General features: G+C 57.5%; 11 protein-coding genes. 9 read left to right on the forward strand and 2 right to left on the reverse strand.

Going from position 1 to position 17428, the window contains the following annotated elements; genetic code table 11:
- The first annotated feature begins 113 nt into the window (after positions 1-113).
- The 3 genes from ACYVGC_RS18205 to ACYVGC_RS18215 all read left to right on the forward strand — a co-directional run bounded on the left by ACYVGC_RS18205 (position 114) and on the right by ACYVGC_RS18215 (position 5061).
- A complete protein-coding gene (locus ACYVGC_RS18205) occupies positions 114-674 on the forward strand; it encodes a hypothetical protein (RefSeq protein WP_460585276.1) in 561 nt (186 codons plus the stop codon).
- Between the two features lie 145 nt (positions 675-819).
- Positions 820-2790 carry a KUP/HAK/KT family potassium transporter gene (locus ACYVGC_RS18210; protein WP_460585277.1) on the forward strand — a complete coding sequence of 657 codons (1971 nt, stop codon included), beginning with the start codon at positions 820-822 and terminating at the stop codon, positions 2788-2790.
- Positions 2791-2937: 147 nt separating this feature from the next.
- Entirely contained in the window at positions 2938-5061 is a 2124-nt protein-coding gene (locus tag ACYVGC_RS18215) for a hypothetical protein (RefSeq protein WP_460585278.1), read from the forward strand.
- 129 nt (positions 5062-5190) lie between these two features.
- Here the strand turns inward: ACYVGC_RS18215 and ACYVGC_RS18220 are convergent, their stop codons facing one another.
- Positions 5191-7071: a M61 family metallopeptidase gene (locus ACYVGC_RS18220; RefSeq protein WP_460585279.1), complete on the reverse strand. Its 1881-nt coding sequence runs from the start codon at positions 7069-7071 to the stop codon at positions 5191-5193.
- 117 nt (positions 7072-7188) lie between these two features.
- On the opposite strand from ACYVGC_RS18220, the gene ACYVGC_RS18225 reads away from it, so the two are divergent.
- The 3 genes from ACYVGC_RS18225 to ACYVGC_RS18235 all read left to right on the forward strand — a co-directional run bounded on the left by ACYVGC_RS18225 (position 7189) and on the right by ACYVGC_RS18235 (position 9960).
- Positions 7189-8100, forward strand: coding sequence for a C40 family peptidase (locus tag ACYVGC_RS18225; protein WP_460585280.1), 912 nt, complete (start codon positions 7189-7191; stop codon positions 8098-8100).
- Positions 8101-8720: 620 nt separating this feature from the next.
- On the forward strand, positions 8721-9164 hold the full coding sequence (locus ACYVGC_RS18230; RefSeq protein ID WP_460585281.1) for a DUF2147 domain-containing protein: 444 nt from the start codon (positions 8721-8723) through the stop codon (positions 9162-9164).
- A gap of 160 nt (positions 9165-9324) precedes the next feature.
- Positions 9325-9960: a hypothetical protein gene (locus ACYVGC_RS18235; RefSeq protein WP_460585282.1), complete on the forward strand. Its 636-nt coding sequence runs from the start codon at positions 9325-9327 to the stop codon at positions 9958-9960.
- Positions 9961-10056: 96 nt separating this feature from the next.
- Here the strand turns inward: ACYVGC_RS18235 and ACYVGC_RS18240 are convergent, their stop codons facing one another.
- Entirely contained in the window at positions 10057-12108 is a 2052-nt protein-coding gene (locus tag ACYVGC_RS18240; protein ID WP_460585283.1) for a M1 family aminopeptidase, read from the reverse strand.
- A gap of 815 nt (positions 12109-12923) precedes the next feature.
- Between ACYVGC_RS18240 and ACYVGC_RS18245 the strand changes: the two genes are divergently transcribed.
- The 3 genes from ACYVGC_RS18245 (at position 12924) to ACYVGC_RS18255 (ending at position 17359) form a co-directional block, all read left to right on the forward strand.
- Positions 12924-13865, forward strand: coding sequence for a hypothetical protein (locus ACYVGC_RS18245; protein ID WP_460585284.1), 942 nt, complete (start codon positions 12924-12926; stop codon positions 13863-13865).
- A 31-nt stretch (positions 13866-13896) separates the two neighbouring features.
- On the forward strand, positions 13897-14331 hold the full coding sequence (locus ACYVGC_RS18250) for a hypothetical protein (protein ID WP_460585285.1): 435 nt from the start codon (positions 13897-13899) through the stop codon (positions 14329-14331).
- 697 nt (positions 14332-15028) lie between these two features.
- Entirely contained in the window at positions 15029-17359 is a 2331-nt protein-coding gene (locus tag ACYVGC_RS18255) for a T9SS type B sorting domain-containing protein (protein WP_460585286.1), read from the forward strand.
- Positions 17360-17428 lie beyond the last annotated feature (69 nt).

Below are 17428 nucleotides of genomic sequence, written 5' to 3' on the forward strand. Positions count from 1 at the left end.
CCGCTTGGGTGCAGAGCAGCACGGCCGTGCCCGGCGGTAGCCCAGTCGCTGACCCCATCGCTCCCGCTCAACCCGCTACTCCGCCACCGGCCGCACCTGCGCCGGTGGCGGTTTTGGCAGCAACTGAAACGGAAGCCGAACCAGCACTACCACCACTGCCCCCCGCGCCCACCGTGCAAAGCCCCGACGGCCACCTGACCCTCACGGCAACTTCGCTCACGGTGCTGGGTCGCACGTTTGGCCTGCGCGAGTTAGAGCGGGCCGAGGTGCAGCCGGTGCGCTGGCTGCTGTGGTACTTGCTGGGCGGCATGGGAGTGGCTATTGTGCTCATCTTTTTTCTGAATAACTGGCTGCGGACACTACCCACCATGGCCGGCCTGCTGGTTACGGCCCTGATGCTGCTCTACGGCCACCGGGGTACCAACCGGCTCAGGCTGTGGCGTTTGGGCCTGGAGGCGGCGCACTTTGCCCTGCCCGGCGACGCCGACATCTGGCGGCGCCTGGTGGGTGAAACCAACCGGCGCATCACCCAGGTGCACGACCAGGCGGCTGCCGAAACCGCCGCCCTGCTGGCCGCTTTGGAGGCCACGCGTAATGCGGAGGCCGCCGCGGCTATTCAGGCTGCGGAGGGGCTACCCGCTGCCAACCCGGCCGTTCCCGATACGCTTGCGTAAAGCCGGACGAGTATCCTCAGCGGCAACGAGTACCTTGCCCTGCTTGCCTTTTTATTTTGATCGAAAAAGCGGTCCGCTAGCAGTCAGTGCGGCCCGCTTCTTTCCAAATCGCTGCTACCTGACCCAGTAATTACCCTGTTATCTAATGAGTTCCAAACACTCACACACCGCCATCTCTGGGGCCGGACTGCTTATCGCGCTGGGCATTATCTACGGCGACATCGGAACATCGCCGCTCTACGTGATGTCGTCCATCCTGAAGAGCGGCCGGGTGCCCGACCTGATTGACCCCATGCTGGTGCTCGGCGGCATTTCGTGCGTCATCTGGACGCTCACGCTCCAAACTACCATCAAGTACGTGCTGCTCACCCTCAACGCCGACAACAACGGCGAGGGCGGCATCTTCTCGCTCTACGCCCTGGTGCGGCGGCGCGGGGCCTGGCTGTCGGCTGTGGCCATCATCGGCGGGTCGGCCCTGCTGGCCGATGGCGTTATTACGCCGCCTATTTCGGTGGCCTCGGCCGTAGAGGGCCTGCGGGCCATTTACCCCAGCATTCCCACGGTGCCCATAGTTATTGGCATCATCGCGGGGCTATTTTTATTGCAAAGCTTTGGAACCCAGATAGTTGGTAAAGCCTTTGGACCAATTATGTTCCTGTGGTTTACCATGCTGGGCGTGCTCGGCGCGGCGTGGGTGATACAGAATCCCACTATTCTGAAGGCCATTAACCCATATTATGGCTACCAGCTGCTGGTAAACTACCCCAGTGGCTTCTGGCTGCTGGGCTCAGTATTTCTGTGCACCACGGGGGCCGAGGCGCTGTACTCCGACCTGGGCCACTGCGGCAAGGGCAACATCCGCATCAGCTGGACGTTTGTTAAGACTGCGTTATTGCTCAACTACTTAGGCCAGGGCGCGTGGCTGCTCAGCCACCAGGGCCAGACAATGGGCAAGGGGCTGCTGGCTAGCCAGGCCAACCCGTTTTATGCCCTTATGCCGCCGTGGTTTCTGTTGTTTGGCATTGGGCTGGCTACGGTAGCGGCCGTTATTGCCTCGCAGGCCCTCATCACGGGCTCGTTTACGCTGGTGGCCGAGGCCATTCGCCTCAACATGTGGCCTAAGGTGAAGCTCAACTACCCCACCGATGTGAAAGGCCAGCTGTTTGTGCCCAGCATGAACCGGCTGCTGCTCATCGGCTGCATTGGGGTGGTGCTGTACTTCCGCGAAAGCTCCAACATGGAAGCGGCCTATGGCTTGGCCATTACGCTTACCATGCTCATGACCACCATTTTGCTGACGGTGTGGCTGCGCAAAATCAAGCGCGTAGCCCTGCCGCTGGTGGTCCTTTTTGTGCTGGTATACGGCATCATTGAAGGCTCCTTTTTGATTGCCAACCTGGTGAAGTTCCCGCACGGCGGCTGGGTATCGCTGGCCATTGGCGCGGCCCTGATGAGCGTGATGTACGTGTGGCTCAAGGCGTTCTACATCAAGCGCCGCCTCACCGACTTCGTGAAGATGGAGCCCTACATCGAGCCGCTCAAGCAGCTCAGCAACGACGAATCCATCGGCAAGTACGCCACCCACCTGGTGTTTCTCACCTCGGCCGAGCGTGCCAGCGAGATTGAGCAGAAAATCATCTACTCCATCTTCCAGAAGCGTCCCAAACGGGCTGATATCTACTGGTTTATCCACGTCGATACCACCGATGAGCCCTATACCATGGAGTACAAGGTGACCGAGCTGGCCAAGGACGACGTGTTCCGCATCAATTTCCGGCTGGGCTTCCGGGTACAGCAGCGCATCAACCTGTTTTTCCGCAAAGTGGTGGAAGACCTAGTGCGCAACAAGGAAGTGGATATCACCTCGCGCTATGCCTCGCTCAGCCAGCGGCACGTGGTGGGCGACTTCCGCTTCGTAGTGCTGGAAAAGTACCTCTCGGTCGAAAACGACTTCCCCACCCAGGAAAAGCTCGTGATGCAGGCCTACTTCTACATCAAGCAGTTCATCTCGGGCGAGGCCCAGTACTTCGGCCTCGACACCTCCTCGGTGAAGATGGAGAAGGTGCCGCTGGTAATTGCGCCAGTGCGCGAGGTAGCCCTGACGCGGGTGAAGTAGGTAGGCAGTTTTGGTTTGAATACAGTTCGCCCGCCGGGTGCCTTAAAGGGGGCGGCCGGCGGGCTTTTTTTTGTAGTTGAAAGAAAAAAGAAGTAAATATGCTATCATTGTTTTTCAATCTCACAGTTTTTCTAAAACGTTTATATCATGGGTGAGCTTTCACGGACTATAGGAGAATTAGGGGAAAATATTACTCTTGAAAATATACTAAAAAAGATTGGCTGGCGAGGACAGCCAAATTTTGACATAAAATGCGTTTCTAAAAACAAGCATTCAAAAGGCCAGCATGGCATTGATTTTTTTGCCCCATATATAGACCCTCTTATATCTGATACTTTTGCCACCATTTTGGTTTCTGTCAAATATAATGAAGCTGTAGCCTCGAACGCCAAATTTGCTGAATATGCTGAAGACATTGCAACTGCTTCCGAATGCCTCAAATTTACAAGCGAGTATAATAACGCAAAAAAAAGTCACCAAGCAAGTAAAACAAAAAGCTCTTGTGTCCTATTCTGGCTGAATCATACGTCACATGACGAACGGAATATCTTAAATAAAGTTGGTGATATTAGTACAGAACTGAAATCTCGTTTTGACACTATTTACCTGGTGGATAATTTTAGATTATCATTTCTATACAAATCAATAATTTTTGCAGAAAACCTTTACCCAAACTCACTATTTGAGTTTGTATATCCTCCCACTGGCCTGAACGATAGGATAGATGGCGCAAGAGAGTTAGCCGGAAAACTTCTTCCAGTAGAGTTTATTAACTCACCAGTATTACCCTTCCGATTGATATTAAAAGACAATCAAAAAATTTTACTACTTTGCTTAAATGAGCCTTTTGATGATAATGCTCTCCGTAGAATGATGGGATTAGCTGAGGGCCTAACCGGGGGATGGTGTAATAAAGTTGTCTTAACATTCCCAGACTATCAGCCATCACAACACGAACGGATTAAGAATTCTGTATGCTTAGATTTCACACGAAGTTTCTCAGAAATGATTGAAGTAATGAGTTATAATAACTCTTTCAAGAATCTAGAGCGTAATAATAGCGCTAACTTTTATGAGAATTCGAGCCAAAATGAAGCTAATAAAAATATTAACACTATGCTACCTTTCGGGGACCGCATTCGACAATTACTAGTCCAAAGCTATATTTATAAGCAAGACCTACAGGTGCTACTGAATAAACGTGGAGTTTTTATAGAGAAACAAGCAACCAAGGCGGAATTAGTCCCTTTGCTATCAAAAATGCTTATTAGCCCTACAGAATTCGATTATTTAAGGAGAAAGCAAGTAGCGAAAGAGAATGCCGAAAAGATATCATATCGGCACCTAATAGTTGATGAGAAGTTCTCTAACAGTGACCTTTTACCTATTCTTGAATCAGCTTTAGGAGAAAGTGTTATTCGTGAAATTATACTCAAAGACCATCCGAATTGCCACCTATCTGGCTCACCAACATTTGAATTGGACCAAACAGGAGATATTCAAATAAATTTTCAGATAACTCGCAACAACTTATCAAAGGACTGGGCTACTGGCTCAACAACTTTTGATGGACAGGTTGTCATAAAATCGACTCAACAAAAATCAGATGCTTACCAATGCCGCGTAGATATGATTTCCACTTCAAGTGAAACTAAAAATATTTCAAAGCAAATTATTGAGCAGTTCATAAAGAAGATAAAAGAGCTAGGCATGTTACCTAAAGAAGCTGAAGTAAAAAAATTACTTGCTAATTCATTAGTAAATAGAAGTAATTTTTTATTTAAATTTATTTCAGAACTTGAAAAACTCAGTAAAGTAGTTTTCTTCAAAGAACTATTAAGCTTTGAAACAAAAATAGCTAATCACTCAGAGGAAAGTATATCTGCAGATGTAGAATCTCTTAAGAACAAAGTAAACAATTCTTTTTTCTCAGGTCATGCCCTTGAAAGCATAAGTTACATCTCGAATCCAAAATACAGACAAATTTTCAATTGCTATTTAATGACGTGCATTTTTAAAGTGAATTCATCTGTTTTTGAGGGCGAAATTCAGGTTGAATTCGGCTTCCCTGATTTAAAATCAAAATCTGAAGAAAAATCTGAATTTGAACTAAAGATACTAGAAATTAATCCATCTGATTTTAGTGTCTTAACCGCTCGCGATTATCATGAAATTGAAATTTATTTAAGAGATGAATTTAATTCTATGAAGGATACCGCATATCAGACGGCAGAAAAGAAACCTAATCAAATGCTTTTACCATATGCGTAAAGAAGGGGAAATTATTGATAGGTTGAGAGCGAAGAGGTATAGAGTGGTTATTAATACCCATCCCGCCCCACAAACGAAAGCAGCCCCGACCTGCTGGCCGGGGCTGCTTTGTTTAGATACAATTAACTGCTACTTACCCAGCCACTTAGCCAGCAGCTTCTGCTGCTCGGCCGTGGGGTTGGCCACGGGCTGAATCTGGTAGGCGCGGTCGGGGTCGGGCTGCAAGGTCAGGCTCAGGTCGTGGGTGATGGCCCCGTGCTTGGCTTGTATTTTAAGCGCGGTGCCGGGGGCCGTGGCGAAGAGGGCCTGCTTCACGGCCTCGTCGGTGGGGGCGGCGCCGTTGAGTTGCAGCACCTCATCGTTCACGTTGAGGCCGCCGTTCCAGGCGGTGCCGTCGCGCTTCACGCTGGTCACGAGGTAGTGGCCGTTGCGGTTGGTGATGTTGGCGCCCAGGCTGCCGTTGGGGCTGGCGGGTGCGCTGTTCAGGGTCAGGCCCACGTAGCCCAGGGCAGTATTGTAGTCGAGGGTGCGGGCCTGGTACACGTAGTTCTGGAAGAAGTCGTCGAAGCGCCGGCCGGCCACTTCGGCCACGGCATCCTGGTACTCCTGGTCGGTGAAGCCGCGCTTCAGGCCCTTGTAGTACTTGTCGTAAAGCAGGCGAAACACGTCGTCGATATGCTTCTGGCCCTTGGTGGCGTTGACTATCATCAGGTCGAGCACCATGCCCACCATCTCGCCTTTGTCGTAGTAGCTGATTTCCGAATTGCGCGAGTTTTCATCGGGCCGGTAGGCGCGAATCCAGGCGTCGAAGCTGGCCATGGCCACTGGCTGGAGCTTGTTGCCGGGCTGGTTTTCTACGCCCGTGAGCACGGCGGCCAGCTGGTCGTAGTACTGCTGAGCCGTGTAAAAGCCCGCGCGCTGAGCAATCTGGTTGGCCATGTACTCGGTCTGGCCCTCGCTCACCCACAGCATATGGGTGTAGTTCTCGTGGTCGTAGTCAAACGGCCCCAGCGCCACCGGCCGGATGCGCTTCACGTTCCAGAGGTGGAAATACTCGTGGGCCACCAGGCGCAGGAAATTCTTGTAGCCGGCCTCCGAGCCGTAGGTACCCGGCCGCGCGCCCAGCGTGGTCGAGTAAAGGTGCTCCAGGCCGCCGCCGCCCGTTTCGAGGTGGTGCACGATGAACAGGTAGTGGTCGAGCGGATTCTGGCCTACCACGCGCTGGGCTTCCTCCGTAATCTTCTGCATATCAGCCAGGAAGCGCGCCTCATCGGGCAGCGTGTAGGGGCCGTACATGGCCATCTGGTGGGGTGTGCCGTTGGTGGTGAAATTCAGCACTTTCTGGTTGCCCACCTCAATGGGTGAGTCGGCCAGCTCGTCGTAGTTGGCCGACTGGTACACAAACTTTTGCATACCGGCCGCGGGGCGTAGTGCGGTGCTCACGGTGGCCCAGCCGGCGGCGGGCTGCACGGTTACTTGGCTCGGCATGTTTTTGCCGTTGGCCGGGTACATAAAGATGCTGCTGCCCAGCGCAAAGCCGTGGTCGGCGTCGATAAAGCTGGTGCGCACGCTGATTTCGTAGGCATACACCCCGTAATCGACCCGAAACGTAGCCTGGCCGGGGTGGTGCACGCGCCAGGTATTCTTATCGATTTTATCTACAGTCAGGGCCTGGCCGCTGGCCGATTGCGCCTTCAGGCGCTCCACGTGCCGCGCAAACTCGCGCACCAGGTACGAGCCGGGGGCCCACACCGGCATCTTGAGGTCGGTGTATTCCTGGCCGAAACCCTGCATGTCCATCCGCACCTCGAAGTAGTGAGTTTGGGGCGCGGGCATGGCCAGCGTGTAGCGCAGGGTGCCGCCCTGGGCCGCGGCCGGCGCGGCCGCACCAGTCGTAGCCGGGGCGTTTTTTACCTTGGTTTTAGTTTTGGTTTGGGCGGCGGCGGGCACGGCCGCCAGCAGGCCGGCCACGGCGGCCAGGCGGCAAAGCGTAGAAGTTGATGCAAACATGGCCACAAAGTAAGAGCCGAAAACGAGCTGCGCCCGCATTGGCGCCCCCCCGCGCCGGCGAACCTGGGCCGCGCGCGCATCGTTAAGCAAGCCAGGCCGCCCGGCGGCCACTTGCCTATGCGTGTTATCTGGTTGATTTTCGGATTTTTGTTGCTGGTAATGGTTGGGCTTCGGTTTTACTGGCTGCCCGCACCAGGGCCAACGGCCGTTCGGGTGGCCGCCGCCCTACCCGTGGTGTTGGTAGGCCAGCGCTCGGGCGCGGACTCGCCCACCACGCCACTCACGGCCGCGCCCCGCGATAGCATCGTGCGCTTTGCGCTGCGGCAGGTGGGCACGCCCTACGTGTACGCGGGGGTGAGCCCGCTCACGGGCTTCGACTGCTCGGGGTTTTTGCAGTACGTGTACGCGCACTTTGGCGTCACCACCCCGCACTCCACCGCGCTGCTGATTGACGCCGGCCAGCCCGTAGCCCGCACCGAGGCCCAACCCGGTGACATTGTAGTGTTTACGGGCACGGCCGAGGGTAGCACCACGCCCGGCCACGCGGGCATCGTTATCTCGGCCCAGGGCGAAACGCCGTTGCGCTTTGTGCACGCCTCCTCCGCCCGGCGCGAGTCGGGCGTCAAAATCAGCCAGGTGGAGGGCAGCGGCTACGAGCGGCGCTTTATGCAGGTGCGGCGCGTGCTGGGCGGCAGCGCTAGCCGGGTGATGCCCCTTGCCCGCAGCCCACGGGTACCAGTGCCCACGCCTACTGCGACCCCTACTAAAGCGGTAGCTACCCTGGCCCCCAGGCCCGCTACCGTGGCGGCCTTGCCCGTGGCTCCGCTGCCGGTTAAAGTTGCGCCCTTACCGATACGCGCCCGAACAGCTACCCACGCCCGAAAGACAATTACCAAGCCTACTGTGCATCTGGCAGCCAAAGCGTCAGTAAAGAAGAAGGCCGCAATTGCACGGCCCGTTCGCAAGGCAGCCGCCGAGAAAAAGGTAGTTGCTAAAGGGCCCGCCACTCGTCCCAAATCTAAAAAATAAAGGCCTGCCTACCGCGCCAAAATGCGCTGGTAGGCAGGCCTGAAAAGAGCGATGCCCGGTCAGCCCACAGCGGTGCACTTGCGTGCGCCATCGGGCTAACCGGGCATCTAATCCTTCAAATCTTACCGAGCGGCAGCGCTGGGGTACAGCGCCGGCGTCCACCAGTAAGACCTGTCCAACGAAAGGGGGCCGCGACACCGCAGCGCCCTCCGCCGAGCTGAGTTGTTTAGGCGAGTACGGCGGTGAAGCGTACTACATTGGACAGGCTCGGCAGAATTTGGTTGGGACTACTAGACATTTTGTACCTCCTTTCTTTATGGTTCCACATAACCCCAGTCGCGCTTCCCAATAACTTAGGGCGGCTTGAATTGGGGCCGTAGCACTCGCTACTGAAGGTTAAAGTTAATCGCCGGCGCGTAGGTTCCAAGGTTTCCATCCTATTTATGGGGAGCCGGCCCGTGCTTTTCAGCATTTATCTGATAATCAAGGCACTTATTTTACTTTTGGGGTCAAGTCTTTTTTTAGTTTGTGGCGAAGTGCGCCGGGTGGGGCGGCTTAAATTTCTGGCCGTATAATTGCCTTGATTAACTCACACCTCACCCCTTCTTCATCTCCCCCCAATGCACAAATACCTGTTCTTCCTGCTAGCGCTGTGGCTCGGGGCCGCCAGTACCTCCGCCCAGGCCCAAACGCTGTCGCCACTAGGCGTGTGGACCAACGCCGAGAAGAAGGCCACCTTTGAAATTTATAAGTGCGGCGATAAGCTGTGCGGCAAAATCGTAACCATAACCGTGCCCAACGACCCAGCCACCGGCAAGCCTAAGGTTGACACGCAAAATCCTGACCCTAAGCTGCGTACCCGCCCCCGCCTGGGCCTCGTGTTTATGCAGGGTTTCAGCTACGACGGCGACGATAAGTGGGATAACGGCAAGATATATGACCCCGAAAGCGGCAAAACCTACTCGTGCTACATGAAGATGGAATCGGCCAACGCCATGGAAGTGAAGGGCTACATCGGCTTCTCGCTCATTGGCAAATCGCAGGCCTGGACGCGGGTGAAATAAGCGGGTTAAGAACCTGACTTTTCCGCTAGTGCAGCGGCTCTCCGGCAGCGGAGGGCCGCTGTTTTTTTGTCTTTTCAGGAGCCCCTTCCCTACCCCAGGCCCGAAACTATTTGCCGGAGCCGGTGTTTTCGCCCTGTTCAGGTTGCTCGTTTTTTCGATAGTGTTACAGTTTCTCCAACAGCTTTTTCAGCGGCGCAGCGATGCGGCAGCCCAGTGGCAGCCGGCGCACGAACCCACGCCCGCCCAGGCCCAGCGCCACCAGGCCTGGGTAGCGGAGCGCGTGTACCGCAACTGGCTGGGGCCGTATTTTAAGGCCTACCACCTGCGCAAGGGCGGGGCCGGTGGGCGGCGGGGATTCCGCGTCGATTTGCTGCACGAGGATGGCCGCCAGGGTGCCCTGTTTTTCTACGACCACACCATTGGGCCGGGCAATTTTGAGCACCTCTTCCAGCTGCTGGGTGAGCGCGTGACGGCCTTGGGCTACCACCGCGCCGCGCACGACTGCCGCGAGCGCCGCCACCAGCAATTGCACGAGCACACGGTGAAGCAGCTGTTCAAGCCCAACCCCACCGACTGCGTGGCGAGTGGGCGCTGCGACCAGCGCTACGGCCTCATCACCCTCGACCTGGTAGGCGTGAATAACCGGCCGCTCTTTATCCGCCTCAGCACTAACCCAGTGCACGAGGCGTACTTCACTACGCCTCACTCGTTTGAGGCGCTGCTCAAGACCATATTCGACGAGCCAATGGCCGACGCGGCCATCGAGCAGAAGATTATCGAATACTACAAGGATTGACGTAGCCTGCTTGCTCAGTGAACGGAATTAAAAATTAAAAAAGGAGAATTAAAAATCTGACTACCTGATTTTTAATTCTCCTTTTTTTAATTCCGTTCACTCCTTCACGAAGCGGCCCTGGGCCAGGGCCTCACCAGCCGGGCTCAGCAAGCGCAGCAGGTAGAGGCCGGGGGCCAGCGTGGTGGTTGGTAGCTCGGGCGTGCCAGCAGTCAGCGCTTGGCGCAGCACCACGCGGCCGGTAACGTCGCATACCTCGGCCGTGGCGCTGGCCGGCATATTGCTGATAGCTAATTGGTTGTGACAGGGGTTGGGAAACAGCGCTAGCGCCGGGGCACTGGCGGCGCGGGTGGCCAGTACCAGGGTATTGTCGCGCTGCACGGTGCCGGGCAGGTCGGGTAGCCAGCCGGCGGGGTCTACGGCAATGGCGGTTACGGTGCCGCTCACGGGTATGCCAAAGCCTTGATTGACTTGCGTTTGGCTCAGGCGAATGGTGCGCGTGCTGCCATCCTGAAAGGTGAGCAAATAATCGACCTCGGTTTGGAAGAAGGGCGTGCTGGCGGGCACCGACGCCGTTTCGGCTACTTGCAGATAAAGGGTGCCGCCCACCTGGTTCCAGCGCACGCCGAACGCCGGGAAGCCCTCACCGCGGTACCATTGCTGAAAAAAGTAATCGAGTGGCGCACCTAGCTCGGCCTCAAACAGGCGCTGCAAGTCGAGGGTGCGGGCGGTGCGGCCGCTAAACTGGCGCTGGTAGGTGCGCAGCACTTGGAAGAAGCGGGCATCATCATGGCAGAGGTAGCGCAGCATGTGCACCACGGCCGCGCCCTTTTTATAGCTCAGATTGGAGTTGAAGATGCGGCCCACGCTGGTGGTGTCGGGCACACGCACGGTGCCGGTGATATTGCTGCGGGCGCGGCTCTGGGCGTCGTCCATCCAGGCGCGGGCGTTGGCGGGGGTGTCGAAGGCTTGCAGCGACAGGTACTCGCCGTAGGAGGCGAAGCCCTCGTTTAGCCAGATGTCTTCCCAGGAGGCGCAGGTCACGTTGTCGCCAAACCACTGGTGAAACAGCTCGTGAGCCACCAGCGTGAAGCCGAAACCGTCGAGCGTGGTCATGGTCTGGTGCTCCATGCCGCCGCCGATGGGGGCCATAGAGTGGCCGTACTTCTCATCGGCAAAATAATAGTTACCAACTAGTTGTGAATAATTCTCGATAAAGCCCGCCGTGCGGTCAATGTCGGCCTGGTAGCGCGTGAGCGATGCCTGGTCATACACGTAGTTGACGATGGGGATGCGCGGGCCGCCCACCGGGTTGGCGTAGCGCACGTACTCGACATAGGGCGCTACGGCCACCGAAATGAGGTAGTAATCAATGGGATGGCTCTCGCGCCACTCGTAGCGCACGCGGTTGCCGGGCAGCGCCACCGTGCGGCGCAGCACCCCGTTGCTGCCCACCTTGTTGGGCAGCGTGGTGGTGATGAACACGGCCGACGAATCGGCCTTGTCGGTGAGCACCTGCTTGCACGGAAACCACTCGTGGGCCGAGAACGGCTCCGATAAGCTCCAGGTCACGTTGTAGGGGTAGTTCACGCCGTCGCGGCGGTAGCTGGTGGCCGTGTTGAAGGCGTTGCCAATGGCGCTGGTGTTGCCGTTGGGGGCCGTGCCGTGGTAGTAGATGCGGGCGGCCAGCAGCGAGCCGGCCGGGGCCGCCTGCGCCAGCGCGGCGGTGGCCGCCTGCCCCTGCCGCAGCACGCCCGGCGAGCGCCGCCCGCCCGCTACCACCGAGTCGATGGTGAGCGTAGCGGTGCCCGCGGGCGAGCCAGCCGGGGCCTGGTAGAGCTCAAAGGCCAGCGAGTCGAGGGCCTGCGCGCCCACCTGCACCCGCAGCAGCGCCGAGCCCGCAATGTTGCGCGAGGTGTTGTCGAGCGTCAGGTCGAGCTGGTAGAACTTGACGTCGTAGCGGTCCATTTTTTGGCGGTGGCGCACGGGCACGGCACTCACGGCAGCCGCTCCCGTGCCCTGGCGCAGGCGCGCCTGAATGCAGGCCTGCGCCGCATCGGGCGGGGCGGCGGTTACCTGGGCCTGGGCGGGGCCAGTGGCCCCGCAGGCCAGACCAAATACAAGCAAGTGCGGGAGTAGTTTCTTACGCATTAGGCTGATAATAAAGCTATTCAGAAAGTAGTCAACCGAGCGCAAAACTCCTGCAAAAGCGGAAAAACTGAGGGGCGACCCAGCTACTTTCCCTCCCTTGTAGAAGCCCTGCGCAAAGATATACGTACCCGTTGGCAGCTGCCGCACCTATCCCCCCGGGGAGTCACCGTTTAGCCGCTGCCCCGGCCGAGGTGCCGGGGGCCATCCTGAGCGTCCCTACGGATGGCCGCCAGCCGTCAGCTGAGGCTTGACGTAATTTTCCGCCCCATTCGCAACGAAAACCCGGTTGCCAGCCTGAACCGGCCCGGCAACCCCTACGACAACGCCTTGTTGAAGCACGCTCAAAACGGAGCTGCTGCCCCGCGGAGCTTGCTTTGCTGACCTGGAAGAAACCCGGCTAGAATTAGCCGAGTACCCGGACCACTACCATCATACCCAACGCCGGCGCCGTCCCCCTCCTCAAAATTGTATGGCACTACCTCTTTATTCTACCTTAGCTCAGTATCCGTTTGAACCCGACCACCTCAAGTGCATCTGCTAACCGCACCGGATAAGCAGTACTAAACCAAAAGCAACAAGCTTGCCCCGGACCTTGACGAGCAGCGAGGGCACCCGGGAGGGTTCTCAGGACAAATTTGCCACGGTTTTCGCCTGGTTTCGGCGGCACAACGTATGGTCCTTATCCATTTCATATTCCTATGCTGAGGCCTCTTCGCAGCTTTCTGGCTCCTACCGACCGCCAGCGCCTACTCGTAAGCAGCGTGCCGCATGCCCCAACGCTCAATGACCACCAGCGGCTAACAAAGCCCGCCGCTATGCAGCTGCGCCCGGTGCGCCCACTAGCCGACCCTGCCACCCTCGCCATCTACGGCAAGGACGGCACGTTTATAAGCTTGGATTTTGGCTATGGCCGGTTAGCCCGGCGCATTAGCCTCTACGACTACCTGCCGGCCGACCGGGTGCCGAAGCTTTCCAATCATACGGTTGACCTGATTGGCTACTTACCCGATGCCATTGGCCTCGACATTGGCTTGGCGGGCGGGCTCGACTTACACACCCCTCTTTTCAGCGCTGGGCTATCCGGGTTGGGCGGCATCAATCTTATCTGGCACACGCGGGGCGATGCACAAGCCAGTAAACCGGAAGTGCATATTTATTACGGCCACAGCAAAAATCTTAGCCGGGGCTCCATCATCGATTCTCTCTCGTCGGTAGCGGGGCCGATTAACCTGTCCGGAGCCGTGCAGCTGGTATTAGCCTGGGCTAGCTTTCACACCAAAGACGGTGTGGCATACCCGGCCGATAGCGCATGGGTGGCCAACGGGTATAACTGGACTGGTAAATTTTACAGCGCCGGCGTATCCATACCGGTTTATGGCGCTTTTAGTCTGGTCGGCTCTTACTATCAGTCGGTGCCGTTTTACAGTGACCTAAGTAAGGTTAAAATGTGGCGTGGCATTAGTATCGGGGTAGGGGTATCGGCTAAAGGAATGAAAATGACGGGCCTCACCAGCAAAACTGGCGTCAAGGAAACGCGTTGGAGAATAAAGCCTGACATCGCGAACATCCTGAAGAATAGAGGCTGGCATAAACTAAAAAGTCTGGGTCTTGGTCAGGCAGAAACCAACTATGGCCTATTGTACGGAAATGGGGGCGACTTCATTCCGGCAGCCCAGGAAACCGGCCTGCCACAACGGCCCCTCACAGGCTGGCACTGGGAGAATTTTCCTGGCATAAACCAAGACCACGATAAGTAGGGAAGCCACTCATTTAAAGCACGTACATCTGATGTCTGACCGGTTAAAGGCAATTTTATTCGTAGTTGGCATTATGCTGCTTTTCTATACAGTAGTGCCTTACCTAGTGGGGGGTGGGGTAGCTACTTTTCTAGGACCTTTCAAAGCAATAAAATACGCTGATGCTATACAGGGGCGCATCACGGGGGTGGAGATTGAACGCCAGTACCATACCCATTATCTTGACAACGATACCGAGCATAAGTATAGCTTCAATGCGTTTGACCAGCCCCTGACTTCTGCTCAACAGCACCTTAGCGCAGGGGACAAGATTGACTTAAACCTGGGCCAGCAACTGGAAGTAGGCGACTATGTCACCAAGCAAGCTAATTCGACGGTGATAACGGTGCAGCGGGGCGACAGCACCTCACGCTGGTTTTGCTCTACCCCGGCAGAAATAGAGCAGGCGCAAAAAGCCGCTCGGTAAGCAACTACCCGCCCAGTACCTGGTTGATTTCGCACGATATTCAGCGGGCAACGCAAGCTACCTGGGTGGTGAGGAAACCGGTTGATGTCAGTTGCGCCACCCACGGCATTAGCTACCGGCCGACCGGGTGCCCTGCTTTTCCAATCATACGGCTGACCTACCTAGCGTGCTGCCCCACGCATGTAGCCTCGGTAGTGGCGTGGCGGGCGGCCCTTGACCAAACGCTTTCTGGAGTTGTATAGCTGGTGGCTTCGGCGATACTGGCCTGCGTGGGGCAAGTAGGCTGCTTATCAGCTGGCCCCTACTGGGCATTCGCAAGTCGGCCGCAGAGCTAAAAGCTATTTAGGAAGTGGGAAGTGGGAGACGGGCCAATTTTACGCGGTAGCAGTGCGGTAAAGGCTACGTAGCCAACGGGTAGGCACTTCTTTACGCAGGGCTTCCATAAGGGAGGAAAAGGGGCTGGTTCGCCCCTCAAATTTCCCACTTTTGTGGGAGTCTTTCGCGTTTTGCGCTCGGTTGGCTACTTTCTGAACAGCTTCGCCATCTGGCAGCCAACGGGCATTGGCTGAAGGAGTTACTCCGAAGGTAACTCGGCGCGACTAACTCTGCGCCAGCGCTTATCTTCGGGAACTGACTGGCGGGCTACCAGGGGCCACTTAGTAGCTCGCACTGCCTTTCGATTTCCCGTTATTTTAGCATGACAAAATTATACAACTACTTGTCATTCAATTATTTACTTAAAAACAGCTGCTTGAGCCACGCGGGGCGGGGGCTGCTGCTGGTGCTACTGGTGCTGCTTAACGCGCCAGCGGCGCGGGCCACGCACATTGTGGGCGGCGAAATGGACCTGCAATACGTCAGCGGCAACACGTACCAGCTCACGCTGAACTTGTATTTTGACGCCAAAAATGGCAGCCCCGGGGCCCTGGATGCTTCCCTGACGGCGGCCATCTTTGACAAAGCAACCAACCGGTTTATCACCTCGGTGCCGTTACCGCTGGTCAACAACACCTTTGTCAGCTACACCAGCCCGGCCTGCGCCATTGGTGACCTTAGCACCAAGGCCCTTGTGTATCGCAATACGGTGGAGCTGCTACCCGGGGTTTACAACAGCGTGCAGGGCTACTATGCCTCGGTAGAGCGCTGCTGCCGCAACCGCACCATCGGCAACATCGTGGCCCCCGATGAAGCGGCGCAGGCCTTCTACCTGGAATTTCCGGCCGTGCTGCGGCAAGGCCGGCCCTTCCGCGACTCGACGCCGCGCGTGTTTCCGCCGCTAGCTGACTATGCCTGCCTGGGCGAAGACTTTTTCTACGATTTCGCCGGTAAGGATGCTGATAATGACTCGCTAGTGTACGACATGGTAACGCCCTTCAACGGCCACACTAATGCCCTCAACTCCAACCCCAGCAACTCGGCTCCGCCCATCTTTTACGGCGCGCCCTACGCAGAAATTACCTGGACAACCGGCCGCAGCACGGCCAGCCAGATTCCGGGTGCGCCGGCCCTAAGCATCGGCCGCCGCACGGGGCGGCTGGCGGTGCGGCCCACGGCCAAGGGGCTGTTCGTGTTTGGGGTGCGTTGCCAGGAATTTCGCAACGGGGAAAAAATCGGCGAAACGCGCCGCGACTTTCAACTGCTTGTCACCGACTGCGCCAAAAATACGGCCCCCAGCCTCACGCTGCTGCCCAACCCTACCCGCAACACGCTCTACCGGCCGGGCCGCGATACGCTGCGCATTGCGCCCGGCCGGCCGCAGTGCGTGCGCCTGCGCTTCACCGACCCCGACCCCAACTCGCAACTCTCGCTAAGCCTGCGGCCGGTGGGCTACGCGGGGCCGTTGCCCACCTTCACCACCGCCACCAGCGGCACGGTGCACACGGCCGGCCAGCCCGATACGCTGGTGGCCTCGCTCTGCTTTTCGGACTGCACCGACACCCGCGGCAAGGTGGCCTACATCGACGTGTTGGTGGCCGACAACGGCTGCTCGCTGCCCAAGCACGATACTATTCACGTGGCCTTTATTGGTACGCCGCCGCCCAATGCCCCGCCCACCCTGGTGAGCACCGCCGGCCCTACCCTGCCGCTGCACGTGCGCCCCGGCCAAACGCTGGCCTTCGACCTGGTCGCCACCGATACCGACGGCGACCCCATCCTGTTTACCCTCAGCGGCAGCGCGGGCTTTGCGCCCGGCAGCCTCGGCGCTACGCTCACGCCGCAGGCGCAGGTGGGGCCGGTGCGCCGCGCCCGCTTCACGTGGCCCGTTGACTGCCGGGCCGTTACCGACCCTACGGGCCAGACGCGGCAGCTGCTGTTTACGGCCACCAGCACCTCGGCGTGCGGCACCACGCAGCCCTCGGCCACGCTGAGCGTACCGGTGATTGTAGACTATGACAACGCGCCGCCGGCCCTCACCAGCACGCTGCCCCCGGCCGCGGGGGCCGGGCCGGTACTCATTCGTCTGCCACTAGGCCAGCCCTACTCGGCCACGCTCACCGGCCGCGATACCGACCTCGACGTGCTGGCTTTAAGCGCCGCCGGGCAGGGCTTCGACCTGGCGGCCGCGGGCATGCGCTTCGTAACTACCACCAGCCCAGCGGGGCAGGCCAGCGGCGTGTTTACCTGGCTGCCGGGCTGCGACGCGGCCAGCGTGGTCAACGGCAAGCCGCAGACGCTCACCGTCACGTTTCAGCTACAGGAAACCACCTGCAAGCCCGTGCCCCAGACCCGCACCGTACGCTTCGAAGTGATTAACCCCGATACGGCAGCGTTCATCCCGCCCAACCTTATCCTGCCCACCGGGGCCAACCAGGCCAACCGCACCTTTACGCTAAATAGCTTACCCCCAGATTTTTGCGATACGCGCTTCGCGGGCATCAAAATCTTCTCGCGCTGGGGCCGCCTGGTGTACGAGTCGGGCGACCGCAACTTCACCTGGAACGGCGAGAACGTAGCCGGAACGTATTATTACCTACTCACTTACACCACCGGCCGCCGCTTTAAGGGTTGGGTCGAGGTTATTCAGTAAATTACTGATTATCATAAATTTACTGAATAATACGCGCTTTGTGAACGATGCTAGTATGCGGCACTATCC

This window comes from Hymenobacter arcticus (assembly GCF_054779975.1).